At 68.9% G+C, this 23,164-nt stretch carries 23 protein-coding genes; 12 read left to right on the forward strand and 11 right to left on the reverse strand.

Annotated elements, in window-relative coordinates:
• Positions 1-65 precede the first annotated feature (65 nt).
• The 8 genes from FHX60_RS10465 (at position 66) to FHX60_RS10500 (ending at position 9,562) form a co-directional block, all read left to right on the forward strand.
• Complete coding sequence (locus FHX60_RS10465; protein ID WP_112775557.1) at positions 66-1,163, forward strand: LLM class flavin-dependent oxidoreductase; 1,098 nt, start codon at positions 66-68, stop codon at positions 1,161-1,163.
• Positions 1,164-1,207: 44 nt separating this feature from the next.
• On the forward strand, positions 1,208-2,224 hold the full coding sequence (locus FHX60_RS10470) for an ABC transporter substrate-binding protein (RefSeq protein ID WP_183283295.1): 1,017 nt from the start codon (positions 1,208-1,210) through the stop codon (positions 2,222-2,224).
• A 4-nt stretch (positions 2,225-2,228) separates the two neighbouring features.
• Positions 2,229-3,284: an ABC transporter permease gene (locus FHX60_RS10475; RefSeq protein WP_183283296.1), complete on the forward strand. Its 1,056-nt coding sequence runs from the start codon at positions 2,229-2,231 to the stop codon at positions 3,282-3,284.
• Positions 3,278-4,156: an ABC transporter ATP-binding protein gene (locus FHX60_RS10480; protein ID WP_183283297.1), complete on the forward strand. Its 879-nt coding sequence runs from the start codon at positions 3,278-3,280 to the stop codon at positions 4,154-4,156. The genes FHX60_RS10475 and FHX60_RS10480 overlap by 7 nt, the downstream gene beginning before the upstream one ends.
• Before the next feature lie 40 nt (positions 4,157-4,196).
• On the forward strand, positions 4,197-5,372 hold the full coding sequence (locus FHX60_RS10485) for a c-type cytochrome (protein WP_183283298.1): 1,176 nt from the start codon (positions 4,197-4,199) through the stop codon (positions 5,370-5,372).
• Between the two features lie 397 nt (positions 5,373-5,769).
• Positions 5,770-7,536 (forward strand): sulfoacetaldehyde acetyltransferase, encoded by a 1,767-nt coding sequence (gene xsc, locus FHX60_RS10490; protein WP_092311180.1) that lies wholly within the window; start codon positions 5,770-5,772, stop codon positions 7,534-7,536.
• Positions 7,537-7,760: 224 nt separating this feature from the next.
• The gene (gene pta, locus FHX60_RS10495; protein ID WP_183283299.1) at positions 7,761-8,795 is read left to right on the forward strand and encodes a phosphate acetyltransferase; all 1,035 of its coding nucleotides are present in this window, start codon (positions 7,761-7,763) and stop codon (positions 8,793-8,795) included.
• A complete protein-coding gene (locus tag FHX60_RS10500; protein WP_183283300.1) occupies positions 8,792-9,562 on the forward strand; it encodes a sulfite exporter TauE/SafE family protein in 771 nt (256 codons plus the stop codon). The genes pta and FHX60_RS10500 overlap by 4 nt, the downstream gene beginning before the upstream one ends.
• Before the next feature lie 34 nt (positions 9,563-9,596).
• Here the strand turns inward: FHX60_RS10500 and FHX60_RS10505 are convergent, their stop codons facing one another.
• The 11 genes from FHX60_RS10505 to FHX60_RS10555 all read right to left on the reverse strand — a co-directional run bounded on the left by FHX60_RS10505 (position 9,597) and on the right by FHX60_RS10555 (position 20,215).
• The gene (locus FHX60_RS10505) at positions 9,597-9,866 is read right to left on the reverse strand and encodes a hypothetical protein (protein ID WP_183283301.1); all 270 of its coding nucleotides are present in this window, start codon (positions 9,864-9,866) and stop codon (positions 9,597-9,599) included.
• A gap of 473 nt (positions 9,867-10,339) precedes the next feature.
• Positions 10,340-11,644, reverse strand: a complete 1,305-nt coding sequence (locus tag FHX60_RS10510; protein ID WP_092310127.1) for an MFS transporter — start codon at positions 11,642-11,644, stop codon at positions 10,340-10,342.
• 44 nt (positions 11,645-11,688) lie between these two features.
• Complete coding sequence (locus FHX60_RS10515) at positions 11,689-13,179, reverse strand: amidase (protein WP_183283302.1); 1,491 nt, start codon at positions 13,177-13,179, stop codon at positions 11,689-11,691.
• 259 nt (positions 13,180-13,438) lie between these two features.
• Entirely contained in the window at positions 13,439-13,615 is a 177-nt protein-coding gene (locus FHX60_RS10520) for a hypothetical protein (RefSeq protein ID WP_165835205.1), read from the reverse strand.
• Positions 13,616-13,780: 165 nt separating this feature from the next.
• Entirely contained in the window at positions 13,781-14,491 is a 711-nt protein-coding gene (locus tag FHX60_RS10525) for a GntR family transcriptional regulator (protein WP_183283303.1), read from the reverse strand.
• Positions 14,492-14,561: 70 nt separating this feature from the next.
• Positions 14,562-15,563 carry a 2Fe-2S iron-sulfur cluster-binding protein gene (locus FHX60_RS10530; RefSeq protein ID WP_183283304.1) on the reverse strand — a complete coding sequence of 334 codons (1,002 nt, stop codon included), beginning with the start codon at positions 15,561-15,563 and terminating at the stop codon, positions 14,562-14,564.
• A gap of 22 nt (positions 15,564-15,585) precedes the next feature.
• Positions 15,586-16,065 carry a GlcG/HbpS family heme-binding protein gene (locus tag FHX60_RS10535; RefSeq protein ID WP_092310140.1) on the reverse strand — a complete coding sequence of 160 codons (480 nt, stop codon included), beginning with the start codon at positions 16,063-16,065 and terminating at the stop codon, positions 15,586-15,588.
• Positions 16,066-16,093: 28 nt separating this feature from the next.
• The gene (locus FHX60_RS10540) at positions 16,094-17,539 is read right to left on the reverse strand and encodes an aldehyde dehydrogenase family protein (RefSeq protein ID WP_183283305.1); all 1,446 of its coding nucleotides are present in this window, start codon (positions 17,537-17,539) and stop codon (positions 16,094-16,096) included.
• Positions 17,540-17,564: 25 nt separating this feature from the next.
• Positions 17,565-18,296 carry an iron-containing redox enzyme family protein gene (locus tag FHX60_RS10545; protein WP_183283306.1) on the reverse strand — a complete coding sequence of 244 codons (732 nt, stop codon included), beginning with the start codon at positions 18,294-18,296 and terminating at the stop codon, positions 17,565-17,567.
• Positions 18,297-18,468: 172 nt separating this feature from the next.
• Positions 18,469-19,401, reverse strand: a complete 933-nt coding sequence (locus tag FHX60_RS10550; RefSeq protein ID WP_183283307.1) for an ornithine cyclodeaminase family protein — start codon at positions 19,399-19,401, stop codon at positions 18,469-18,471.
• A gap of 58 nt (positions 19,402-19,459) precedes the next feature.
• On the reverse strand, positions 19,460-20,215 hold the full coding sequence (locus FHX60_RS10555; protein ID WP_244981248.1) for a sulfite exporter TauE/SafE family protein: 756 nt from the start codon (positions 20,213-20,215) through the stop codon (positions 19,460-19,462).
• A gap of 328 nt (positions 20,216-20,543) precedes the next feature.
• Here FHX60_RS10555 and FHX60_RS10560 point away from each other — a divergent pair, with 328 nt between their 5' ends.
• From FHX60_RS10560 to FHX60_RS10575, 4 genes are all read left to right on the forward strand, one after another.
• The gene (locus tag FHX60_RS10560; RefSeq protein WP_092310154.1) at positions 20,544-22,082 is read left to right on the forward strand and encodes a hypothetical protein; all 1,539 of its coding nucleotides are present in this window, start codon (positions 20,544-20,546) and stop codon (positions 22,080-22,082) included.
• A 62-nt stretch (positions 22,083-22,144) separates the two neighbouring features.
• Positions 22,145-22,480 (forward strand): 2Fe-2S iron-sulfur cluster-binding protein, encoded by a 336-nt coding sequence (locus FHX60_RS10565; protein ID WP_112775570.1) that lies wholly within the window; start codon positions 22,145-22,147, stop codon positions 22,478-22,480.
• A gap of 1 nt (position 22,481) precedes the next feature.
• Positions 22,482-22,799 (forward strand): ferredoxin, encoded by a 318-nt coding sequence (locus FHX60_RS10570; protein WP_112775571.1) that lies wholly within the window; start codon positions 22,482-22,484, stop codon positions 22,797-22,799.
• A 34-nt stretch (positions 22,800-22,833) separates the two neighbouring features.
• Positions 22,834-23,163 (forward strand): 2Fe-2S iron-sulfur cluster-binding protein, encoded by a 330-nt coding sequence (locus FHX60_RS10575; RefSeq protein ID WP_116602645.1) that lies wholly within the window; start codon positions 22,834-22,836, stop codon positions 23,161-23,163.
• The last annotated feature ends 1 nt before the right edge of the window (position 23,164 follow it).

Here is a 23,164-nt window from a genome sequence, read left to right on the forward strand (position 1 = left end):
CGCCGCTGTCGTACTTTCTGCCTCAGCCCTAAACCAACCCGACACCGACTTCCAGGAGAACGCACATGAGCGTCGATTTCATCGGCATGATCCAGAGCCAGAAGCAGTCAGAGATCCATCCCCCGTCCGGTCCGGTGATCGATCGCGACTACGTGCGCGCGTTTGCGCAGGCGCATGAACAGGCCGGCTTCGACCGCATCCTGGTACCGCACCACTCCACCGGCCCGTCGGCAACGCTGACCATTGCCTATGCCGCCAGCGTGACCGAGCGCATCCATTTCATGCTGGCGCATCGCCCCGGCTTTACCGCGCCGACGCTGGCCGCGCGCCAGATCGCCACGCTCGACCAGTTCAGCGGCGGCCGCCTGGGCGTGCATTTCATCTCCGGCGGCTCGGACAGCGAGCAGCAGCGCGACGGCGACTTCCTCGACCATGACCAGCGCTATGCACGCACCGACGAATACCTGCACATCCTGCGCCGCATCTGGACCGAGGCCAGGCCGTTCGACCACGCCGGCGAGTTCTACCGCTTTACCCAGGGCTTCTCCGAGGTCAAGCCCGCGCAGCAGCCGCATGTGCCGATCTATTTCGGCGGCGCCTCGGCCGCGGCGCTGGCCGTCGCCGGCAAGCATGCCGACGTCTACGCGCTGTGGGGCGAGTCGCTCGACCAGGTGCGCGAGCTGACCGCCCGGGTCCGCGCCGAAGCCGCGCGGCACGGCCGCACGGTGCGCTTCTCGGTATCGTTCCGCCCGATCCTGGCCGAGACCGAAGACAAGGCCTGGGCCCGCGCCGACCGCATCCTCGAGCGCACCCGCGCGCTGCGCGTGCAGGCCGGCTACAGCCGCGGCGGCCCGCAGCAGAGCGAGGGCGCACGCCGCCTGCTGGCGGCGGCCGGGCAAGGCGACCGCGTCGACCAGCGCCTGTGGACCGCGATCGCGCGCGAGACCGGCGGGCGCTCCAACTCCACCGCGCTGGTCGGCACGCCCGAGCAGGTCGCGCAGGCGCTGCTGGCCTACTACGAGCTGGGCGTCACCACCTTCCTGATCCGCGGCTTCGATCCGCTGGAAGACGCCATCGACTACGGCCGCGAACTGATCCCGCGCGTGCGTGCCCTGGTGGCGCAGCACGACGCCGCACACGGGACGCAGCGCCAGGCCGCCTGAGCGCACCAACCCACCCCACCACACCACGAAGACGGGAATCCCACATGAGCCAGAACCACAGCAACCATGCCAACCCACGCCGACGCCGCGTGCTGCGGCTTGCCGGCGCCGCGGCCGTGGTCGCGCCCGCGCTGATCCTGGGCCGGCAGGCCTGGTCCGCCCCGCGCAAGCTGACCTTTGCCTGGAACCAGAATTCCTTCTGCCTGACTCCGGTCGTGGTGGCGCAGGAGAAAGGCTTCTTCGAGAAGAACGGCCTGCAGGTCGACCTGATCAACTACAGCGGCTCGACCGACCAGCTGCTGGAATCGATCGCCACCGGCAAGGCCGATGCCGCGGTGGGCATGATCCACCGCTGGCTCAAGCCGCTCGAAGCCGGCTTCGACGTCAAGATCATCGGCAGCTCGCACGGCGGCTGCGTGCGGCTGGTGGGATCGAAGGCCGCGGGCGTCACCACGCTGCAGCAACTGAAGGGCAAGACCGTCGGCGTCAGCGACCTGGCGGCGCCGGGCAAGCACTTCTTCACCATCCTGCTGGCCAAGCACGGCATCGACCCCGACAAGGACGTCACCTGGCGCCAGTACCCGGCCGACCTGCTGGGCGTGGCGGTCGACAAGGGCGAGATCCAGGCCATCGCCGACGGCGACCCCAATCTCTACCTGCTGGAAAAGCGCACCAACGGCGCCTACGTGGAACTGGCCACCAACCTGACCGGCGAGTACGCGCGCAAGGTGTGCTGCGTGGTCGGCGCGCGCGGCGAACTGGTGCGCAACGACCGCCCCGCGGCGACGTCGCTGGCGCGCGCCATCGTGCAGGCCACCGACTATGTCAACGAGAATCCCAACGAGGCGGCCAGGGTGTTCGCCAGGTACTCGCCCAAGATCAACCCGGAAGACCTGCGCAAGCTCTACGCCACGCTGACCTACACCCACCACCCGACCGGTGTCGACCTGCGCGACGAGATCGCGTTCTACGCCGACGATTTCCGCCGCATCGGCGTGCTGAAGAAGTCCACCGATGCCAAACGCCTGGCGCAGCATGTCTACGCCAACGTACTGGGGTAAGGCCATGACCACGAGCCAAAGCGCGTTCGAACCAGTCCTCGGGCACCAGCCCTCCGCACCGCACGCACCGCACGCAACCGCATCCCGTCACGCCGGCCCGATCTGGGCCACCGGCATCCTCGCCGCGCTGGCGTGGGCCGCGTTCGGTGTGCTGACATGGCAATGGCCCAACCAGGCAGTGGGCTTCAGCGACTGGGCCTATACCGCGGAACTGGGCATCGCGGCGCTGGCCGGCGCGGCCTTGCTGGCCGTGGTGGCGCTGGCCGGCCAGCGGGCCCGGACCGCGCAACGTCCGCTGGCGGCGTTGCGCGCCGCCGGGCCGTGGCTGGTGGCGCTGCCCGTCGCGCTGTCGGCCTGGGAAATCCTGACCGCCAAGACCGCGATCCTGCCCACGCCGTTCTTCGCGCCGCCACAGGCGCTGATCGAAGTGTATGCGGACGACTGGCCACGGCTGGGCGAGAGTGCGCTGAACACGCTGAAGCTGCTCGGGCTGGGCGTCGCGTATGGCGGTGTCGCGGGCTTCCTGGTGGGCGTGTCGATCGGCTGGTCGCGACGCATCGGCTACTGGGTGCATCCGGTGCTGCGCGTGCTGGGGCCGCTGCCGTCGACCGCGCTGCTGCCGCTGACCTTTTACTTTTTCCCGTCGAGCTATGCCGCGGCGGTGTTCCTGATTGCGTTGGCCACGGCCTTCCCGGTGGCGGTGCTGACCTGGTCGGGCGTGGCCGGCGTCAACAAGAGCTATTACGACGTCGCGCGCACGCTGGGCGCCTCGGGCTGGTTCATGGTGCTGCGGGTGGCGATCCCGGCGGCGCTGCCGCAGGTGTTTGTCGGCCTGTTCATGGGGCTCGGCGCTTCGTTCTCGGTGCTGGTCACCGCGGAAATGATGGGCGTGAAGTCCGGCCTGGGCTGGTACCTGACCTGGGCCCAGGGCTGGGCCTCGTACGTCAACATGTATGCGGCGCTGATCGTGATGGCGCTGCTGTTCTCGGGCGTGATCACGCTGCTGTTCGCCGCGCGCGACCGCGTGTTGTCGTGGCAGAAGGGGACGGTGAAATGGTGAGCGTGGTCGAGCGGTTGAAAGCGTCGGGATCTTTCCCGCGCGTGAAGAAGGCTCCCTTCTCCCGCGCGCGGGAGAAGGGAGTTAACGCGGCGGCAGTTGATGACTCGACAGCACGGACCGGCGCCCGCATCGACATCCGCCAGGTCAGCCACTGGTTCGGCAGCGGCGCCGACCGGCTGCAGGTACTCGACAACGTCGACCTCGGCGTGGCGCCGGGCGAGTTCGTCGCCCTGCTCGGCCCCAGCGGCTGCGGCAAGTCCACGCTGCTGCGGCTGGTCGCGGGCCTGGAGCAGCCCTCGTCGGGCGACATCCTGCAGGACGGCGCACCGATTACCGAGCCGGATCCGTCGCGCATCGTGGTGTTCCAGGATCCCACGCTGTACCCGTGGCGCCGGGTCTGGGACAACGTCGCGCTGGGGCTGCAGGCGCAGGGCATCCTCGCCCGGCAGCGCGATCGCGTTGACGACGCGTTGCGCCGCGTAGGGCTGGAATCGTTCGCGCGCGCCTTCCCGCACCAGCTGTCCGGCGGCATGGCGCAGCGCGTGGCGCTGGCGCGCGCGCTGGTCAACGAGCCGCGGCTGCTGGTGCTGGACGAGCCGCTGGGCAAGCTGGATTCGCTGACGCGGCTGGCCATGCAGAGCGACCTGGTCGAGCTGTGGCAGCGCTCGCGCTTCTCGGCGCTGCTGGTCACGCACGACGTGGAAGAGGCGCTGTTCCTGGCGCAGCGCGTGATCGTGTTCAGCCAGCGTCCGGCGCGCATCGCGGCCGAGCTCCGGGTCGACCTGCCCTATCCCCGCCATCGCGGCGATCCGCGCCTGACCGCGTTGCGCCATCAAGCGCTGCGCCACCTGGGGCTCGACGCCAGCTGGTAATGACACGCATGGCGCCGTACTTCCCCGCGCGGGCCGCCCGATGAGCGGCCCGCCGCCACAGGCCTGGCTGAATGCGCTGCTGGTGCTGGTCGAGGCGCTGCAGCGCGGCCTGCTGTCGCTCTGGCATGCGCTGGGCCTGACCGGCGACAGCCACGGCCAGCCCGCATGGCCGTGGGCGCGGCGCGTGGCCGGCGAGACCCTGCTGATCGACCTGGGCCTGGCACGCCAGGTCGGCCTGACCCTGTGCGCCCTGGCGGTTGCGGTGCTGGCCGTGGCGTTGGCACTGGCCTGGCGCCGCCGCCGCGGCGTGCTGCTTGCAGCCGGCGCGCTGGCACAGCTGGCGGCGCCGTGGCCCAGCACATCGCTGCTGTTCGTGCCGGCCGCGCCGACCAGCTTCCACGCCAGCCCGGCGCGTTTTTCGGTCGACACCATTGCCCTCGGCGCGCGCGTCTATGCCCAGCATTGCGCCAGCTGCCACGGCACGGACGGACGCGGCGAAGGGCCGCTCGCCGCCGGCCTGGCGGTGTGGCCGCCCACGCTGGCCGGCCCGCTGCTGGCGCGACGCGCCGACGGCGAGCTGTTCTGGCACGTGCTGGCCGGCATGCGCGACCGGCGCGGCCGGCCTACCATGCCCGCGTTCCGCGACCGGCTTGGCGATCATGAGGCCTGGGCCGTGATCGATTACATGAAGGCGCTATCGGCCGGCAGCGACAGCGCGGGCAACTGGCCCGTACCGCTGCAGCTGCCGGAGATGGCGGTCCGTTGCGCCGGTGCCGCGCCGGTAGCGCTGTCCGCATGGCGCGGCGCGCAGCGCGTGCGGCTGGTGGCGGTCGATGGCGCCACCGCTCTGCCATTCGACGATCCCCGCTTCCTGACCTTGCTGGTCACGCCGGACGGCCGCCCGCCGGCGCAGGTGCCGGCCTTCCGCGCCGGCTGCACCGCGGCCTCCGCGCAGGCCTGGCAGGTGATCGCGGCCATCTCTGGCCAACCCCTTGCGCAGCTGGCCGGCACCCAGCTGTTGGCCGACCGCGCCGGCTGGCTGCGCGCGCGCGGCACGCCTGGCCGGCCATGGTCCGACGCAGACCTGGTGTGCGTGTCGGGTCCGACCACCGGCATGCCACGCTCGCCCTCGCCTGCGGGCGACGGGCTGACCGCGCTGCTGCTGCGCATGGACGCCGAGCCGGTGCGCTTCGTCAAGGGCGGCTTCATTCACTGAACTGCCGTCACCAGCCCGCACCGATCCGCGTGCGGTCCGCCTGAGCGACATCCCGGTTCTTAGCCGCCACCGCTGGGCTTTTTGCGTGCCGGTGGCTGCCGTGATTCGGTCGCCGGCGCCTCGAACCCCGAAAAAATATCGCATAGATCACTCAAAGAGGCCTTATGTCTCATTTTTTTATCTATTTCATTCCGTAAACCAAAACTTCCTATTGACCAACGGAAGTCTTGCGCCTACATTTCCCCCAACAAGCAATTTTCCGGAACGCCTTGTTCCACTTTATAACACCTCATCAGGAGACAACGCCATGCGCGACCTCGAAACCACCTCGAATCCCGCCGTTTCCGGTGGCTCGGCCGCCGCGAAGGACAGCCAGGTTCCGGCCGGCCCCCAGACCATGACCCCGTCCGAAGCCTTTGTCGAAACGCTGGCCGCCAACGGCGTGACCGACATGTTCGGCATCATGGGCTCGGCCTTCATGGACGCGATGGACATCTTCGCGCCCGCCGGCATCCGCCTGATCCCGGTGGTGCACGAGCAAGGCGCCGGCCACATGGCCGACGGTTACGCCCGCGTTTCGGGCCGCCACGGCGTGGTGATCGGCCAGAACGGCCCCGGCATTTCCAACTGCGTGACCTCCATCGCGGCCGCCTACTGGGCCCACAGCCCGGTGGTGATCGTCACCCCCGAAGCCGGCACCATGGGCATCGGCCTGGGCGGCTTCCAGGAAGCCAACCAGCTGCCGATGTTCCAGGAGTTCACCAAGTACCAGGGCCACGTCACCAACCCGGCGCGCATGGCCGAGTTCACCGCGCGCTGCTTCGACCGCGCCAAGGCCGAAATGGGCCCGACGCAGCTGAACATCCCGCGCGACCACTTCTACGGCAAGATCACCGCCGAAATCCCGAAGCCGCAGAACCTTGATCGCGGCCCCGGCGGCGAGCAGAGTTTGAACGAAGCGGCCGAACTGCTGGCCAACGCCAAGTTCCCGGTGATCATCTCCGGCGGCGGCGTGGTGATGGCCGATGCCATCGAGGAATGCAAGGCCCTGGCCGAGCGCCTGGGCGCGCCGGTGGTCAACAGCTACCTGCACAACGACTCGTTCCCCGCCAGCCACCCGCTGTGGTGCGGCCCGCTGGGCTACCAGGGCTCGAAGGCGGCCATGAAGCTAATCTCGCGCGCCGACGTGGTGGTGGCGCTGGGCTCGCGCCTGGGGCCGTTCGGCACGCTGCCGCAGCACGGCATGGACTACTGGCCCAAGACCGCCAAGATCATCCAGATCGATGCCGACCACAAGATGCTGGGCCTGGTGAAGAAGATCTCGGTCGGCATCTGCGGCGACGCCAAGGCCGCCGCGATCGCGCTGACCCAGCGCCTGGCCGGCCGCACGCTCGCCTGCGACGCCACCCGCGACGGCCGCGCCACCGACATCGCCAACGAGAAGGCGGCGTGGGAGAAGGAGCTGGACGACTGGACGCACGAGCGCGACCCGTACAGCCTCGACATGATCGAAGAGCAGAAGAACGAGCGCACGCCCACCGGCGGCCACTACCTGCACCCGCGCCAGGTGCTGCGCGAGCTGGAAAAGGCCATGCCAGAAGATGTGATGGTGTCGACCGACATCGGCAACATCAACTCGGTGGCCAACAGCTACCTGCGCTTCGAGAAGCCGCGCAGCTTCTTCGCGGCAATGAGCTGGGGCAACTGCGGCTACGCCTTCCCCACCATCATCGGCGCCAAGGTCGCGGCACCGCACCGCCCGGCCGTGTCGTACGCCGGTGACGGCGCCTGGGGCATGAGCCTGATGGAAACCATGACCTGCGTGCGCCACAACATCCCGGTGACCGCGGTGGTGTTCCACAACCGCCAGTGGGGCGCGGAGAAGAAGAACCAGGTGGACTTCTACAACCGCCGCTTCGTCGCGGGCGAGCTCGACAACCAGAGCTTCGCCGAGATCGCCAAGGCCATGGGCGCCGAAGGCATCGTGGTGGACCGACTGGAAGACGTGGGCCCGGCACTGAAGCGCGCCATCGACCTGCAGATGAACCACGGCAAGACCACCATCATCGAGATCATGTGCACCCGTGAACTGGGCGACCCGTTCCGCCGCGATGCGCTGGCCAAGCCGGTGCGTTACCTGGACAAGTACAAGGATTACGTCTGATCCTGAGCTTGCACAGGCGCATCGCTTGCGATGGGCGTACTCCCTCTCCCGCTTGCGGGAGAGGGTTGGGGAGAGGGCCGCAGTCTCCACGAAGCCGTAGCGCTTCAGCATAGCCAGCGCCTGCCCTCTCCCCCGGCCCCTCTCCCGCAAGCGGGAGAGGGGAGAACACCAAGGGCATAGCGACGAACGCTGGCCCTTTTTTCAGTTTTACCGAGCCAACCACCATGAAACCCATCCTCCGCATCATCGACCGCGCCCGCGCCGCCCCCCGCCGCATCGTGCTGTGCGAGGCCGAAGACCCGCGCATCCTGCTGGCCTCGCAACGCGCCACACAGGAAGGCATCGCGCGCATCGTGCTGGTTGGCAACCCGCGCCAGATCAACGCCGCCGCGGCCATCCACGGCATCGCGCTCGATGGCATGACGCTGGTCGACCCCGCCACCTCCGCGCTGGCGCCCGCCTTCGCGCAGCAGCTCTTTGCCCTGCGCCAGAAAAAGGGCATGACGCTCGACGAAGCCAAACGCGCCGTACTGGATCCGCTGTGCTTCGCCAACCTGATGGTGCGCCTGGGCCATGCCGATGGTTCGGTCGCTGGCGCGGCCCACACCACCGCCGACGTGGTGCGCAACGCGATCCAGCTGATCGGACTGGCGCCGGGCTTCCGGCTGGTGTCGAGCTTCTTCCTGATGATGCTGTGCGAGCCGTTCCACACGCTCAAGGGCGGGCTGATCTTCTCCGACTGCGGACTGGTGGTCGACCCGGATGCCGAGGCCCTGGCCGATATCGCCATGGCCGCCGCCGACAGCGCGCGCGCCCTGCTGAACGACGAGCCGCGCGTGGCGATGCTGTCGTTCTCGACCAGCGGCAGCGCCCATCACGCCGCGGTGGACAAGGTCGTGGCCGCGACCGAGCGCGTGCGCGCGCAGCGCCCCGGCCTGGCCATCGACGGCGACGTGCAGCTCGATGCCGCCATCGTCGCCGAGATCGCGGCGCGCAAGGTCGCGCATTCGCAGGTCAACGGCCACGCCAACGTGCTGGTGTTCCCCAGCCTCGAAGCCGGCAATATCGGCTACAAGCTGGCCGAGCGCGTGGGCGGCGCCAAGGCCATCGGCCCGATGCTGCAGGGCCTGAACAAGCCGGCCAACGATCTCTCGCGCGGCTGCAGCGCCGACGACGTGTTCCATGTCATCGCCGTCACCGTGGTCCAGGCGCAAGCCACCGCGGCGCAGGCCCCCAAAGGCGAGCAGGCGGCGGCATGAAGGCAGAACTGTTGTTGCCGCTGCTGGGCATGCAGGCCTTGCTCGGTGCCGGCACCTATTTCCAGACGGTGACCGGCTTTGGCCTCGGCATGATCGTGATGGGCGCCACCAGCGGGCTAGGTCTGGCGCCGGTTGCCACCGTCGCCGCCGTGGTCAGCCTGGTGACGCTGGCCAACAGCGCCTGCGCACTGCCCGGCAAGTTCCAGCACATCGACTGGCGCGCCGTGGGCGCGGCGGCGATCGGCATCCTTCCTTCGGTACTGGTCGGCGTGCTGGTGCTGGAATACCTGAGCAGCACCGCCGCCACGCTACTACAACTGCTGCTTGGCGCGGTGATCCTGTACGGCGGCCTCAGCGCCGCCTTCAAACCCGAGCCGCTGCCGCAACGCTCCGGCGACGGCAGCTTCTTCATGAGCGGCGTCTTCGGCGGCTTGCTGAGCGGCATGTTCGGCGTTTCCGGCCCGCCGCTGATCTTCCAGTTCTACCGGCAGCCGATGAAGCCGGTGGAGATCCGCTGCGCGCTGATCCTGGTGTTCACCGTGACCTCGTCCGTGCGCACGCTGTTCTCGGCCTGGCAAGGGCAACTCGATGCCACGATCTGGCTGCAGGCCGCTCTCGGGGTGCCGGTGGTAGTGATTGCCACACTGCTGGGCCGGCGCTTTCCGCCGCCGTTCTCGCCCACCACGACGCGGCGTGTCGCGTTCGGGGTGCTGATCGGGATCGGGGTCAGTTTGATGCTGCCGGCGCTGACTTCGTGGGCGCGCTGAGGAAAGCCGCCCTCGCCTCCGCCCTCGCCTTCGGTCAGGACAGCTTGGACCCCAGCATTGACAAGAATTCCGCCCGGAACGCGTACATGCGCGGATAGACCCGCTTCGGGTCCAGGCTGTCGCCGTGCACTGGCTGGCGGTCGCCAAACGCCATATGCTCGAGCAGCCGGCTAAAGACGTTGTCGTCGCCAAGCACCACAACAAGTTGCCTCGTCACGGCGTAATCGGCCGGTAGCGACCAGCTGCCGTCGCAGCGCTTCGTGCTCGGCCCAGTCGGCAATGCAGATCCCAATGTCGATGTCATATGTGCGCCGCGCCGGCCGGTTGCCGAAGACATTCTCGAGGATCACTTGCCTGGCGGTCGCACCACCAACGAAGTAGGAGATGCCAAGCTGTCGCGCGACGGCGTCCAGGTCGCCCGGGAAGGCCTTGCTTTCGGCGTCGATCGGCCGCGCCGCCGGAAGTTCATGGATCCGGCGCCCAACGCGACACGCGTTCATGGGCGACCGGTTCGACGCTGCTGGAACGTCGCCTTTTGCAGGTCAGCTTGGTGCTGCTGCCGGCCATCTCGAAATGCGTGCGGTAAGCCATGCGGCCGCGCGCTTCAGCGCGCGGCCTCGGTCATGCCGCCATGAATGCGTGGCGCATCGGCATCTGCTCTGCATTGCGATGCCGCAGCACCCCGACCGTTCCCTCGCGACAGTAAGGCAGCGGGAACACCTCAGCGCGCGACCTGCAGCCGATCGGCCTTGCCGGCACCTTCAGCCAAGTGCTGGTTCAGGCCACCGTCCCCGCCGGCCGCGCCAGCGGCGCGGCGTCTTCCTTGCCGCCGCTGCCGCCCGCCTGCTCCAGGTCCATGCCGGTGGTTTCGGGCAGCAGCGCCGCGGCCACCACCACCATCGCATAGCCGATCCCCGCGACGATCGCGATCGCGGTCGGCAGCGAGGTGTGCCCCGAACTGAGCCATCCCACCGACAGCGGGAACAGCGAGCCGATCACGCGGCCCGCGTTGTACGAGACGCCATAACCGGTCGCGCGGATATCGTTGGGATAGGACTCGGCAATGGTTGCGCCGATGCCGGCAAACACGCCCTGCATCAGCACACCCAGCGGGAAGCCGAGGAACAGCATGGAGGTATTGGACACCGGGATCACCATGTAGACCAGCGCGGCGATGAACGCCCCCGCGGCGAAGACGATGTACGTCAGCCGGCGGCCCCAGCGGTCGGTGGCATAGGCGCCTGCCACGTAGCCGGCCAGCGAACCGATGATGGTGACGGTCAGGTAGGAACTGGTGCCGAACACCGACAGCCCGCGCTCGGTCTTGAGGAAGGTTGGCAGCCACGTGGCGATGGCGTAGTACGCCCCCAGCATGCCGCCGGACAGCAGGCTGCACAGCAGCGTCTTGGCCAGCAGCGGCCCGCGGAACAGCCGGCCCAGCCCCGCCAGCGCCGAGCCCTGGTTGCCGGCGGCGCGGCTCTTCAGGAAGATCTCGGGCTCTTCGAGGTTACGGCGCAGGTAGATCACGACCAGCGCCGGCAGGATGCCGAGGAAGAAGCAGACGCGCCATGCCGTCTCCGCCGGCAGCACGCTGAACGTGATCGCATACACGATCGCCGCCGCACCCCAGCCGAAGGAATAGCTGCTCGCGGTAAAGCCCGAGTATTTGCCGCGGTGCGCCGGGTTGCGGATCATCTCGGTCACCAGCACCATGCACAGCGACGACTCGCCGCCGAACCCCAGCCCCTGGATCATGCGGAATACCATCAGCTGCTCCGGCGACTGCGCCAGCCCGCACAGGAAGCAGGCGCCCGCGAACACGATGATGGTCCAGCGCAGCACGCGCACGCGGCCGTAGCGATCGGCCAGGATGCCGGCGCCGATAGCCCCGACCAGCGACGACACCAGCGTCCAGGTGACGATCGCCCCGGCCGTCGATTTGCTCATGCCCCACTGCCCCAGCAGCGTGGAGATGAGGAAGGAATAGATCATGAAGTCGAACACGTCGACGGCATGCCCCAGGAACGCGCCATAGAATCCCTTGCGCTCCATGCGCGACAAATCACGGAACCAATCGAACATGATCCCCTCCCCTGTGGTGTGTGATGTGTTGTGGTCGGTTGTGGTCAGTTGTAGTGCGCCGCGGACTGCGGCGGCGCTGGCGGCCGGTACGCATAGCCTGCTTCCTCCAGCAGGCAGGCAAAGCGCAAGGCGGTGAGATCCTGGTAGCGGCCGGCGACGATCTGCACCCCGACCGGCAGCCCGCCGGCACCGGGCCCGATCGGCGCCACGGCGGAGGGCAACCCGCACAGCCCGGAGTGGCCGGCCCAGAACAACTGGGTGGTCATCGGCTGCGGGCGGCCGTTGACGGTGAGCGTGCGTTGCCACGGCTCGCCGGCCTCGTCGAGCGCAAACGCCGTGGTGGCGGCGGCCGGGCACAGGAGTACGTCATAGCGCGTGAAGAAGCTGCGCCATGCGGCGGCAAAGCGTTCGCGCGCCACCTGCAGGCGCAGCCAGTCGCGGTGGCGCAGCGTCGCGCCGGTGTACTGCAGGGTCGCGTAGTCATGATCGCCGGCGGTGGCGGTGGCGCTGCGGGCCAGCGCATCGGCGAAGGCCGCGTCGTCCATGTGCACCGAGGTGGTGGCGCGCAGCAGCGTCACGTAGGCATGCCACAACTCGCCGGCGTCGAAGTCTGGCCGTTCATGCCAGCCGACATGGGCACCTTGCTCCGCCAGCCAGTGGCCCAGCTGCTCGATCTGCGCGGCGACCTCGCCATCCGCTTCGGCCTGGGCATGGGTGGGCAGCACGGCGATGCGGAAGTCGGCGAGCCGGCGGTGCGGGCATTCCGGCCACTGCAGGCGGTATGGCAGCGCGTCGTCACCGTCCGGGCCCGCGATCACGCGCAATACCGGTTCCAGGTCGCGCGCGCTGCGCGCCAGCGGGCCGGCGACATTGATGTCCTGCTCGCCGAAGCGCGCGTCACCGGTGCCGTGGCCGGCCAGCGGCACCAGCCCGTGGCTGGGCTTGAGCGAAAAAATGCCGCAGTAGTGCGCCGGATTGCGCAGCGAGGAGCCAATGTCGGAACCCACGTCGAAGAACGACAGGCCGGCGCAGACCGCCGCGGCGCTGCCGCCCGACGAGCCGCCCGGCGTGCGGGTCGGATCGTGCGGGTTGCGGGTGGTGCCGTAGATCGCGTTGTAGCTCTGCCAGTCGCGCAGGCCGAGCGGGACGTTGGTCTTGCCGAGCAAGATCGCGCCGGCGTCGCGCAGCCGCTGCACTACCACCGCGTCGCGCCCGGCAACTTGATTGCGCAGGGCCGGATTGCCGCAGGTGGTGGGCCAGCCCGCGACGTCGAACGACTCCTTGACCGAGAACGGCACGCCGTCGAGCATGCCGCGCGCGTGCCCGGCACGGCGGCGCTGGTCGCTGGCCCGCGCGGCCGCGCGGGCCGCATCGAAATCCGATAGCACCAGCGCATTGATGGTGCCGTGCCATTGCCGCTGCGCCGCCTCGCAGGCATTCACCAGATGCTCCGACGACACCGTGCCAGCGGCAAGCCGCTGTGCCACCTCCCATAGCGGCGGAAAGCCGCCAGTCGTCCAGTCCGGCAGGTTCACATCGGCTCCTTGTCGTGATCCGCGCTCGTGCGGCGCGGTGGGGGGCATGTCAGGGGCTCAGGCGTGCTTCGTCTTCGTTGGTATACTATATTCCGTATCGCGCGCAGTGCAAGGACAATGCGCGAGCGGACACCGCGCGGGCGGCGTGCGAAGGTTTTGGGATGACCGGAATAAATGGCCCGCAGGACGCGTGCCAGGGAGGAAGGCGGGAACAACCAAGGCGCGCGGCGGGGCTCCGCCGCGCGTCATTCAGCAAGGGTCAGCAGTGGCCGCGGCGAGGCGCACGGCCGCCCAGCGCAAGGAAGAAGCGGCCGATATCGCGCAGCCGCAGCGGCACCAGCGGGGTGGCATGGCGCACCGCATCGCGCGCGGCAAAGTGGCCGAGCAACTGCTGGCCGACGGGTTGCGAAAGGTAGCGTTGTTCGGACGACTGCATGGCAAATCTCGTGACCTTGAATGACTACAGTATACACTTAATTGGTGCAGTGCGTCATACCAGGACACGTCATGCCCTGCTCAAGGGCATCCATGCATGCAGGTCCGGGATACGGCCGCGCTGCCGGGCAACGACGGAGCGGCCGAGAGAAGGCAGCCGGAGCGCTCAGGCCGCCTGCGCCGCGCTGCCCTGCCCTTCCACCGGCAGCTCAGCCGCCTTGGCGGCACTGTAGACGTGGCGCGCGGCCAGCAGTGCCGCGAGGTCGGCGTCGCCGGCGATCACCGCCTGCAGGATCTGCGCGTGCTCGTCCCAGTTCTGGCGCGCGCGCACCACGTTGGCCGGGCCGAACAGCACCGCGGTGCGCTCGCGCAGCGAACGCATCATTTCCTGCAGCACGCTGTTGGCCGCGATGGTGCCGAGCACCTCGTGGAAGCGCGTATTGAGCGCCAGCAGCTCATCCGCGCGGCCCTGCGCCGCGGCCTCCATGCCCTGCCGCAACACGGTTTCCAGCTCCGCCACCAGCGCCGGGTCGCGCCGCTGCGCGGCGAGCTTGGCGTTAAGCCCCTCCAGCGTGGCGCGTACTTCGACCATCTCGCGCGCAATCACCGGCGACAGGCTGGCCACGGTCGCGCCGCGGCGCGGCTCGATCACCACCAGCCCTTCGCTGGCGAGCGCGCGCAGCGCCTCGCGCACCGGGATGCGCGATACGCCCAGCTCCGCCGAAAGCTTGTTCTCCACCAGCCGTTCGCCCGGGGCGTATTTGCCGTTCAGGATGCCTTCGCGCAGCTTGTCGGTGACAAGGGCGAACAGCGGCGAGTGGCTGGCACCGAGGCTCAGCGGCTCGGCGGGCGCGGCAGGAGGCGGAGTGAGGGACATGGGTCGGCAGAGGCGTAAGCGGAGAAGCTGGCGTCATTGTATACCAGCCGTTTATGCCTACCGCCATGTCTTAACAAGGGTGCTGGAACGTGAAGCTGTCGGCGTACAGGTGGCCGGGACTGGCCCCATGCGCGAGAAAGGCGGCACGCGCGTCACGGATCATGTCGGGCGAGCCGCACAGGTAGATCGCGTATTCGCTCAGGTCGCCCAGGTCGGCCAGCGCCGCGTCGTGAACGTAGCCGCGCCGGCCCTGCCAGTCCGCGCCGGCGCGCGACAGCACCGGCGCGTAGCGGAACTCGTAGAGCCGTTCGCCCCAGGCCGCGATCTCGCGGTCCAGGTACAGGTCCTGCGCCTGCCGCATGCCCCAGTACAACGACACCGGCGGGCAGTCGGGATCGTCCATCAGCGATTCCAGGATCGCCTTGATCGGTGCCAGGCCGGTGCCGGTGGCCACCATCAGCAGCGGCCGGTAGTCGCTCGCGCGGTAGAAGAAGGCGCCCAGCGGCAACTCCACCTCGATCGCATCGCCGGCGCGCATGCGCGGCAGGATGCCATCGGTAAAGGCGCCGCCGGGAATGCGCCGCACGTGCAGGTCGATGCGCCCGTCGCGCGGCACCGAAGCCATCGAGAAGCTGCGCGCGAGTCCTTCGCCGCTGAGCAGCTTCAGATACTGGCCGGGCCGGTAGTCCAGCGCACCCGCGCCAGGCACCTCCAGCTCGACGTGCATGACATCGGCCGACAGCTGGCGCACCGCCCGCACCACCGCGCGATGGCGCGCCGGTTCGGCGCAGGCCTCGTCGTCGCGCGCCGTGCTGATGACCAGGTCGGCCTGCGGCTTCGCCTGGCATGCCAGCGCGAAGCCGGCAGCGGCCTCGTCGGGGGCCAGGCCGAACGGTTCCTCGTCGTAGCGCACCTGCCCGTCGAGCAGGCGTATGCGGCAGGTGCCGCAGCCGCCCAGCTGGCAGTCGTGGCGCAAGGCAACGCCGGCGCGCTGCGCGGCCTGCAGCAGCGTCTCGCCGCGCTCGACAAAGAAGACCTGCTCCGTTTCGGCGACCTGGATGCGGTACGACATGGAACCTCCCCGGCAAGCGTGCTTATTTCTTGATGTCGGCCTGCACCAGCACGCGCAGGTCCTGCGCTGCCAGCAGTTCGGCCAGCGCCTGCAGCGCGGCCAGGCCGGCCTGCGTGTCCTGCTCGCCGTTGCCGCCGGACAGGCCGATGCCGCCGATCACTTCGTCGTTAACCACGATCGGGAAGCCGCCGACAAAGGCGGCGAACTTGCCCTCGAAGCTCCACTGGATGCCGAAGGCCTCGTTGCCGGGCAGCGCCGGCCCGTTCGGCGGCGTGGTGAACAGGTGCGTCGAGCGCTTGTGGCCCGCGGCGGTGAACGCCTTGTTCCACGCGATCTGCGGACCGGTGATGCGGGCGCCGTCCATGCGCTCGAGCGCGAGCGGATAGCCGCCCTCGTCGACCACGCAGATCGACTCCAGCACGCCGATCTCTTCCGAGCGCCGGATCGCGGCGGCAACCATATGGCGCGCTTCGCGCAGTTCCAGCTTGATGGCTTTCTTCATGACGATGACTCCTTGCTGCGGGACGGGCTCATGCGCCCCGGTAGACGGTCTTGACCTGCGTATAGAACTCCAGCCCGGTGCGGCCCGATTCGCGGAAGGTCGACGTGCTCGACCGCTTCAGCCCGCCGAACGGCGCGTTGACCAGGTTGCCGGTAGTGGTGCGGTTGATCTTGACCGTGCCCGCCTCGATGTCGTTGGCGAAGTGGTGGATGTAGCGCGGGTTGCTGGTGACGATGGCGGCGGCCAGGCCGTATTCGGTATCGTTGGCCCTGGCGATGGCGTCGGCATAGTCGGTGAACCCGAGGATGGCGATCACCGGGCCGAAGATCTCCTCGCGCGCGATCCGCATCCGCGGGGTCACGTCGGCGAACACGGTCGGCGCGACGTAGTAGCCCTTGTCGTAGTCGCCGCCGCTCAGCCGCGCACCGCCGCACAGCAGCGTCGCCTCGGCCTTGCCGATGTCGAGATAGCGCAGCACCGTCTCCAGCTGCCGGGCCGAGGCCAGCGGCCCCAGGTCCATGCCCGGCGTCATGCCGCTGCCGACCTTGAGCGTGGCGACCCTGGCCAGCAGCCGCTCCGTGTAGGCAGCCTTGACGGCCTCCGCCACCAGCACGCGGCTGGTGCCGGTGCACGCCTGCCCCGACAGCGAGAAGCCGCCCTTGATGGTCAGGTCGACCGCGCGGTCGAGGTCGGCATCCTCCATCACGATGAGCGGGTTCTTGCCGCCCAGTTCCATCTGCGTGCGCGTGGTCAGCGGCACCGCCCGGTGGATCTGCTCGCCCGCGCGCGACGAGCCGGTGAACGAGATCGCGCGCACCGCAGGCGCCTCGGTGATGGCGGCGCCGATCTCGCCGGCGCTGCCGGTGATGAAGTTGAGCACGCCCTTGGGCAGCCCGGCCTGCACCAGCGCCTCGGCCAGGCGATAGCCCGACAGCGGCGCCTCGGACGACGGCTTGAACACCACCGTGTTGCCGGTAATCAGCGCCGGCGCGATCTTGCGCGCGGGAATCGACACCGGGAAGTTCCACGGCGCGATCACCGTCACCACCCCGAGCGGCTCGCGCTGGCTGTAGACCAGTTGGTCGGGATCGTCGTTGGGATACACCTCGCCGGTGAAGGTCTGCCCTTCCACGGCATAAAAGCGCAGCGTCTGGGCCGAGCGCAGCACCTCGTCGCGCGCCAGCGCCAGCGCCTTGCCTTCCTCGCGCGTCAGTTCGGCCGCGATGCTGTCGGCATTGGCTTCGAGGTGGTCCGCGGCGCGGTTGAGCATGGCCGCGCGCTTGCCGACCGGCGTCTTCTTCCAGCCGGCAAAGGCCGCCGCCGCGGCCGCCACGGCCGCCTGCGCGTCCACGGCGGACGAGGCCTGGAAGCGGCCCACGATGTCGGCGGTGTCGGCCGGGTTGACGTTGTCGAAAGTCCGGCCCGACTGGCAGGCCGTCCATTCGCCGTCGATATGGTTGAGGAACACAGTCATCGTCGATCCCGTTGCGTGGCGCCGCTCAGGCCGCCAGGTCCAGTTCGGGCAGCGGCAGCTCCTGCTCGACGTAGTCGTGGTAGAGCGCGGTCGTGTACAGCAGGCGCATCTGCGCGCCGATCTCGCAGATCTTCAGGCAGCGCTGCTGCAGTTCCGGCGTATTGGCGCGCTCCAGCACGATCTGGTAGCCGCGCTCGCCGTGGATCTCGTCCGAGACGATATGCAGGTCGAAGAACTCGACCTCTTCGTCGGTGAACTGGTACTTGTCGCGCAGCGTCGGCGTCTGCTTGCGGTAGATCGACGGCACCTGCGATTCCAGCCCCACCACCAGGCCGGCCACGGCCACGATCGGGTCCTCGCGCATCGCCACCGCGTAGCACCAGCTCTGCAGGCCGCGCGTGGTAGGCGACATATTGTCCGGGTCGACCACGCGCTCGCGCGTGGTGCCGCAGGCTTCGGCAAAACGGATCAGCAGGTCGGTGTGGCGGTCGCCGCCGATCTCTTCCTCGTACATATTGGCCAGCAGGAAGTCCTTGGCTTCGGTATAGCGGTCCGGCGTGCGCGCATAGATGTAGCCAAGGTAATCCGCGAACGGTCCGACGTAGTGGTAGTGGTTCTCGGCCCAGCGCGCGAGATGGGCGCGGGTCAGCTTGCCGCTGGCCCAGGCCACGCTGAACGGCGCCTGGTTGGCGCTCTTGCCTTTGATCGCTTGTTCGAGGGCGGCACGGAATGCTTCGCGGTTCATCAGTTCGGCCATGACGGGCTCCTGGTTGTCGGTGTGGGGCGATGCGAGTGGGTGTGATGCCGGAAAAGCTTGCTTCGGTGCCGTCCCGACATGGTTGTATACTATATACAGTCAATCAACGACGACAAGGGCTCTGTTGACTCGTCACGTCGGTGTTTACCCGAGAGTGTGGGCGCCGCGAGCGTCAGTCGGCGCGGCGAACGGCCCCGCCCGCGATGCGCGACCATGCGTATCCCGCCAGGGCGACGTCTTCCAGCCCCACGCCGACCGACTTGTAGATCACGATGTCGTCATCGCGCCGCCGCGGCGACACCTTGCCGAGCACCACGTCGGCCAGTTCGACGATTTTTTCCGGCGGCAGCGCGCCGGGACCGGCCAGCACGATATCGCCGGCCTCGCGGGTCGATTGCGGTCGCCACTCCACCACCACGGCGGCGGCGCGGCGCAGCGCGGTGTCGTCGAGCTCGCGCGTGTGGGGCAGGCTCGAGCCGATCGCGGCGACGAACGCGCCTGGCCGGATCGCCGCACCGGAGAACAGCGGCGTGGTGGCGCGCGAGGCCGTGACGATGATGTCGGCCTCGGCCACCGCGGCATCGGGCTCGGCCAGCGCAACGGGGATGCCGCACTGCGCCGACAGCCGTTCCGGCATGCCGGCGTCGGCATGCGGATCGGACACCAGGATGCGCCCGAGCCCGAGCGCGGCGCTGAGCTGGCGCGCGTGCTGCGCGCCCTGCGTGCCGGCACCGAACAAGGCCAGCGTGCGTGCGCCGGCGCGGGCCAGCCGCTGCGCCGCCAGCGTGGTGCAGGCCGCGGTGCGCAGCCGCGTGATGGCGCCGGCGTCGAGCGAAGCGAGTGGGCGACCGTCTGCGGACGAGAAGATCAGGATGACGAAGGAAAACTGGCCGTTGATGGTGGTGTAGACCTTGGCGCCGGCCACGCCCTGCTGCGGGATCACCGCGCCCAGCGTCGACAGCTTGACGCCCCCCGCCTCGGTGCGGATCCGCGCCTGCATCGCGGCATCGCCGCGCCCGAAGCTGGAAAACGCGGACGCCATGACCTCGAGGGCAGCTTCCGGGGTGACATGGGCGTCGATCATGGCGTCTGTGATGTGCTGCATGGAAACTCCGCTGGTGGGTTGGTTGGAAAAGCCAGGAAATCCGCGTGGGCACGCCGCCTCAGGCAAACGCCGCGCGGCCGAGCACGCCCAGCGCGCCGGCCGCGCACAGGCCGAGCAGCAAGCGGCGCACGGTGTGGGCGGAAACGCGCCCGCGCAGCCGGTTCGACAGCGCGAAACCGGCCAGCAGGAACGGCGCGAGCGCCAGCGCCAGTAAAAGCTGCGGCGTGCCGAAGCGCCCGGCCAGCGTCAGCATGGCCAGCGACAGCACCGCGCCGCCCGACAGGATGCAGCCCATGGTCGCGCGCATCGGCGCGGGCGGCATGTGCTGCATGACCAGCGCGAACGGCGGCGCGCCGGCCGAAGTAATGGTCCCCATGAAGCCGGACAGCGTGCCGGCGATCACCACATTGCGGGCACCCGGCAGCAGCCGCCAGCCGAGCAGGCTCAGCGCCACCGCGGCCAGGATCGACAGCGAGAACAGCACCGCCAGCGGCCCCGGCGCCAGCCAGGCCATGGTCAGCACCGCCGCCGCACCGCCGATTGCCCGCCCCACCAGGGCAAAGCCCGCCACCGGCCAGACGATGGCTTCGCGCTCGCGCAGCGCCCCCATCAGCGACAGGCAGCAACCCATCGCCAGCAGCGGCCCCGGCACCAGTTCCGGAAAAAAGATCGCCCCCAGCGGCGCGCACAGCATCGCAAAGCCGATCCCGCCCACGCCCTGCAGGCACGCGCCGGCCAGGATGAGCGCGCCCATCCACAGGTAGTCCGGAGCAGAAAGACCTGGAGGCAGCAACGTCAGCAGGGCGGCGGGCATGGCGTCGGTCATGGGCAGGGGAACAACATGGCGGCGGGGCGGCGGGAGTGCATCACCGGTTTTCAGTGGACTCAATATGTATACAGTCTACTTATCGACATGACCGTAGGCAACTTCCGGGGCAACCGATGCACCATCGAAAAGCCCTCGACGACCGGTAAATCCCAATAAATGTGCGGCCTCCAGCCACATTGCACCGAACCGGAGTCCGCGTAAGTCCCGATGAAAAATCGCTTGGCGCGGAACTACGCTGGAATATAGTATACCGTCACGGACCAACGCAGTCCGGTGGAATCGCCCCCAACCCCTCCGCCCCCAGGGAGTCTTCATGTCACAACACGTCGTGATCGGTGCCGCGCACTGGATCTATCTGTCAGGGGTAGCAGTCATCGTGCTGACGATGATCCTGCGCGCCAATGTCGTCGTCCCGTCGATCGTCGGCACCGCGCTGGTCGTGTTTGCGCTGACCGGCAGCCCGGTGTCGGCGCTGGCCGGGGTGTTTTCGGCCAGCCTGGTCGCCGCGCGCGAGCTGTTCAACATCTTCCTGGTGATCGCCTTCATGACGGCGCTGCTCAATGCGCTCAAGACGCTGCGCTCCGACATCCGCATGGTCGAGCCCTTCCGCGTGGTGATGAAGAACGGGCATTCCGCGTTCTTTATCCTGGCCGGCATCACCTACCTGATCTCGCTGTTCTTCTGGCCGACGCCGGCGGTGCCGCTGGTGTCGGCCATCCTGCTGCCGGCCGCGATCGCTGCCGGGCTGCCGCCGCTGGCGGGCGCGATGGCGATTGCCATCGCCGGGCAGGGCATGGCGCTGTCGTCGGACTATGTGATCGGCGTCGCGCCAGGCATCAGCGCCAAGGCCGCCGGTGCGGCGGTCAGCGCGGCGGTGGTGGCCGACCGCGCGCTGGCGTTGTCGCTGATCACCGGCGGCATTGCGCTGTGCCTGGCCTACCTGTCGATGCGCAAGCACATCGTGCCGGCCTGCGGCACCCTGCTCGACCGCTGGCAGGCGCGCGCCGGCGGCAGCGCCGAAGCCATCGATGGCGGCATCACCTTCGACAAGGCCGAGATCGCGAAGGGCACCGCCCACGCCGAACCGCTCGCCACCGACAGCAATATCGAAGCCAGCCTGTCGATGGTCGCGCGGCGGCGGGTGAAGTGGTCCAAGTGCTTTGCCATCGTGACGCCGCTGGCCTTTCTTGCGGTGGTCGCCGTGATGGTGCTGCCCAAGCTCGGCGCCGGGGTGCAGGACCTGAAGGGCGGCGAGGCCGCCGCGCTGGTGGGCGGGGTTGCCGCGGTGCTGATGATGCTGGCGACGCTGGCCGCGGAAGGCCCGCGCCGCATGCTGGATGTCTGCCCCGAGCACATCACCGACGGCTTTGTCTTTGCCTTCAAGGCCATGGGGTCGGTGCTGCCGATCGCGGGCTTCTTCTTCGTCGGCGCCGGCGAGACCGCGGCGCACATCCTCGGCCTGCCGCCGGGCAAGGCGCCCAGCCTGCTGTTCGAGCTGATCCAGGCCTACCAGCACCTGATCCCCGACAACCACATGCTGGTCGCCTTCGGCGTGCTGCTGGTCGGCATGATCACCGGCATCGACGGCTCCGGCTTCGCCGGCCTGCCGCTGACCGGCACGCTGGCCGGCGCACTGGGCCCGGTGGTCGGCTTCGACCCCGCAACGCTGGCGGCGGTCGGCCAGATGGGCGCGGTCTGGACCGGCGGCGGCACGCTGGTGGCGTGGTCGTCGCTGATCGCGGTGGCCGGCTTTGCCCGCGTGCCGGTGCTCGAAGCGGTGCGCGCGCTGCTGATCCCGGTGCTGATCGGGCTGGCCTGCTCCACCGTGGCGGCGATGGTGCTGTGGTCGTAGGCGGACGCAGCACCGCGACGATGTTCCCTGCCCTGATTTCGTGATCCTTGCCCAGACCAACGATGCCAAAAGTCATCCTGCACAAGTCCGGCCAGACCTTTACCGGCGAGGTCGGCCCCAGCACCAACCTGGTGGTCCGCGCCGGCATCCGGCAGTTCCCCTACCCCAACCTGCGCTACGAATGCGGCATGGGCAAATGCTCGAAGTGCGCGTGCCGCGTGATGGCCGGCGCGGAGCACCTGCCGCCGCCCAACTGGAAGGAAAAGAAGCAGCTTGGCGAACGGCTCGAACAAGGCTACCGGCTGGCCTGCCAGCTGTGGATCGAGCATGACATCGAACTGGCCCAGGACGATGTGCCGGCCGCGGCCGCGCTGGCCGGGGCAAGCGCGGGGGCCTGACATGTTCGTGCTGCTGACCAGCCGCCCCGGCCAGTTCCGTACCGAGCCCACCGACGGCCTGACCGCCGTCGAGGCCTACGACTACGTCTTCTACGGCAAGGCCACCGCCCGCTTCGTCATTGCCGAGCTGGCCGCGGAGACCAGGGTCCGCATACGGGAGGAAACGCCGCCCGGCATCGTCAACCTGGTCTCGACGCGTTTCCTCGACAAGTACGCCACGCTCGAAGCCGCCCGCGACGCGCTGCACCAGCTGGCCAGCTTCGGCAGCATGGATATCGCCCTGGTGCCCGCGCCGGTCGCCGTGGACGGCCGCTACTGAAGCCTCACGCCTGCAACGCCAGGCATCTATCGCCATGATCCAGATCACCTTCCTCACCAACCACGGCAAGACCGTCACTGCACCGGTCAACAGCAACCTGCTGCGCGTGTCGCTGCGCGAACAGGGTGGCATCCCGTTCAAGTGCGGCGGCGGCCTGTGCGGCACCTGCAAGTGCCGCATCGAGCAAGGCCGCGAGCATACCGACGCGGTCAAGCCGAAGGAACGGAAACTGCTGACGGAAGCGGAACTGGCCGATGGCTTCCGGCTGGCATGCCAGACCTTCATGGCCGGCGATGTCGCGGTCTCGTGGCAGCCGAAGGCGATGGCCGGGCGGCCGCAGCCGGCCGCCGCCAGCGGCGACTAGG

The organism is Cupriavidus alkaliphilus, from assembly GCF_014191175.1.
GTDB lineage: Bacteria > Pseudomonadota > Gammaproteobacteria > Burkholderiales > Burkholderiaceae > Cupriavidus > Cupriavidus alkaliphilus.

Excerpts from the sequence above, each read along its gene's own strand:
- FHX60_RS10465 (WP_112775557.1), top strand. The coding sequence starts at position 66 with ATGAGCGTCGATTTCATCGGCATGATCCAGAGCCAGAAGCAGTCAGAG.
- FHX60_RS10470 (WP_183283295.1), top strand. The coding sequence starts at position 1,208 with ATGAGCCAGAACCACAGCAACCATGCCAACCCACGCCGACGCCGCGTG.
- FHX60_RS10475 (WP_183283296.1), top strand. The coding sequence starts at position 2,229 with ATGACCACGAGCCAAAGCGCGTTCGAACCAGTCCTCGGGCACCAGCCC.
- FHX60_RS10480 (WP_183283297.1), top strand. The coding sequence starts at position 3,278 with ATGGTGAGCGTGGTCGAGCGGTTGAAAGCGTCGGGATCTTTCCCGCGC.
- FHX60_RS10485 (WP_183283298.1), top strand. The coding sequence starts at position 4,197 with ATGAGCGGCCCGCCGCCACAGGCCTGGCTGAATGCGCTGCTGGTGCTG.
- xsc (WP_092311180.1), top strand. The coding sequence starts at position 5,770 with ATGACCCCGTCCGAAGCCTTTGTCGAAACGCTGGCCGCCAACGGCGTG.
- pta (WP_183283299.1), top strand. The coding sequence starts at position 7,761 with ATGAAACCCATCCTCCGCATCATCGACCGCGCCCGCGCCGCCCCCCGC.
- FHX60_RS10500 (WP_183283300.1), top strand. The coding sequence starts at position 8,792 with ATGAAGGCAGAACTGTTGTTGCCGCTGCTGGGCATGCAGGCCTTGCTC.
- FHX60_RS10505 (WP_183283301.1), bottom strand. The coding sequence starts at position 9,866 with ATGACATCGACATTGGGATCTGCATTGCCGACTGGGCCGAGCACGAAG.
- FHX60_RS10510 (WP_092310127.1), bottom strand. The coding sequence starts at position 11,644 with ATGTTCGATTGGTTCCGTGATTTGTCGCGCATGGAGCGCAAGGGATTC.
- FHX60_RS10520 (WP_165835205.1), bottom strand. The coding sequence starts at position 13,615 with ATGCAGTCGTCCGAACAACGCTACCTTTCGCAACCCGTCGGCCAGCAG.
- FHX60_RS10525 (WP_183283303.1), bottom strand. The coding sequence starts at position 14,491 with ATGTCCCTCACTCCGCCTCCTGCCGCGCCCGCCGAGCCGCTGAGCCTC.
- FHX60_RS10530 (WP_183283304.1), bottom strand. The coding sequence starts at position 15,563 with ATGTCGTACCGCATCCAGGTCGCCGAAACGGAGCAGGTCTTCTTTGTC.
- FHX60_RS10535 (WP_092310140.1), bottom strand. The coding sequence starts at position 16,065 with ATGAAGAAAGCCATCAAGCTGGAACTGCGCGAAGCGCGCCATATGGTT.
- FHX60_RS10540 (WP_183283305.1), bottom strand. The coding sequence starts at position 17,539 with ATGACTGTGTTCCTCAACCATATCGACGGCGAATGGACGGCCTGCCAG.
- FHX60_RS10545 (WP_183283306.1), bottom strand. The coding sequence starts at position 18,296 with ATGGCCGAACTGATGAACCGCGAAGCATTCCGTGCCGCCCTCGAACAA.
- FHX60_RS10550 (WP_183283307.1), bottom strand. The coding sequence starts at position 19,401 with ATGCAGCACATCACAGACGCCATGATCGACGCCCATGTCACCCCGGAA.
- FHX60_RS10555 (WP_244981248.1), bottom strand. The coding sequence starts at position 20,215 with ATGCCCGCCGCCCTGCTGACGTTGCTGCCTCCAGGTCTTTCTGCTCCG.
- FHX60_RS10560 (WP_092310154.1), top strand. The coding sequence starts at position 20,544 with ATGTCACAACACGTCGTGATCGGTGCCGCGCACTGGATCTATCTGTCA.
- FHX60_RS10565 (WP_112775570.1), top strand. The coding sequence starts at position 22,145 with ATGCCAAAAGTCATCCTGCACAAGTCCGGCCAGACCTTTACCGGCGAG.
- FHX60_RS10570 (WP_112775571.1), top strand. The coding sequence starts at position 22,482 with ATGTTCGTGCTGCTGACCAGCCGCCCCGGCCAGTTCCGTACCGAGCCC.
- FHX60_RS10575 (WP_116602645.1), top strand. The coding sequence starts at position 22,834 with ATGATCCAGATCACCTTCCTCACCAACCACGGCAAGACCGTCACTGCA.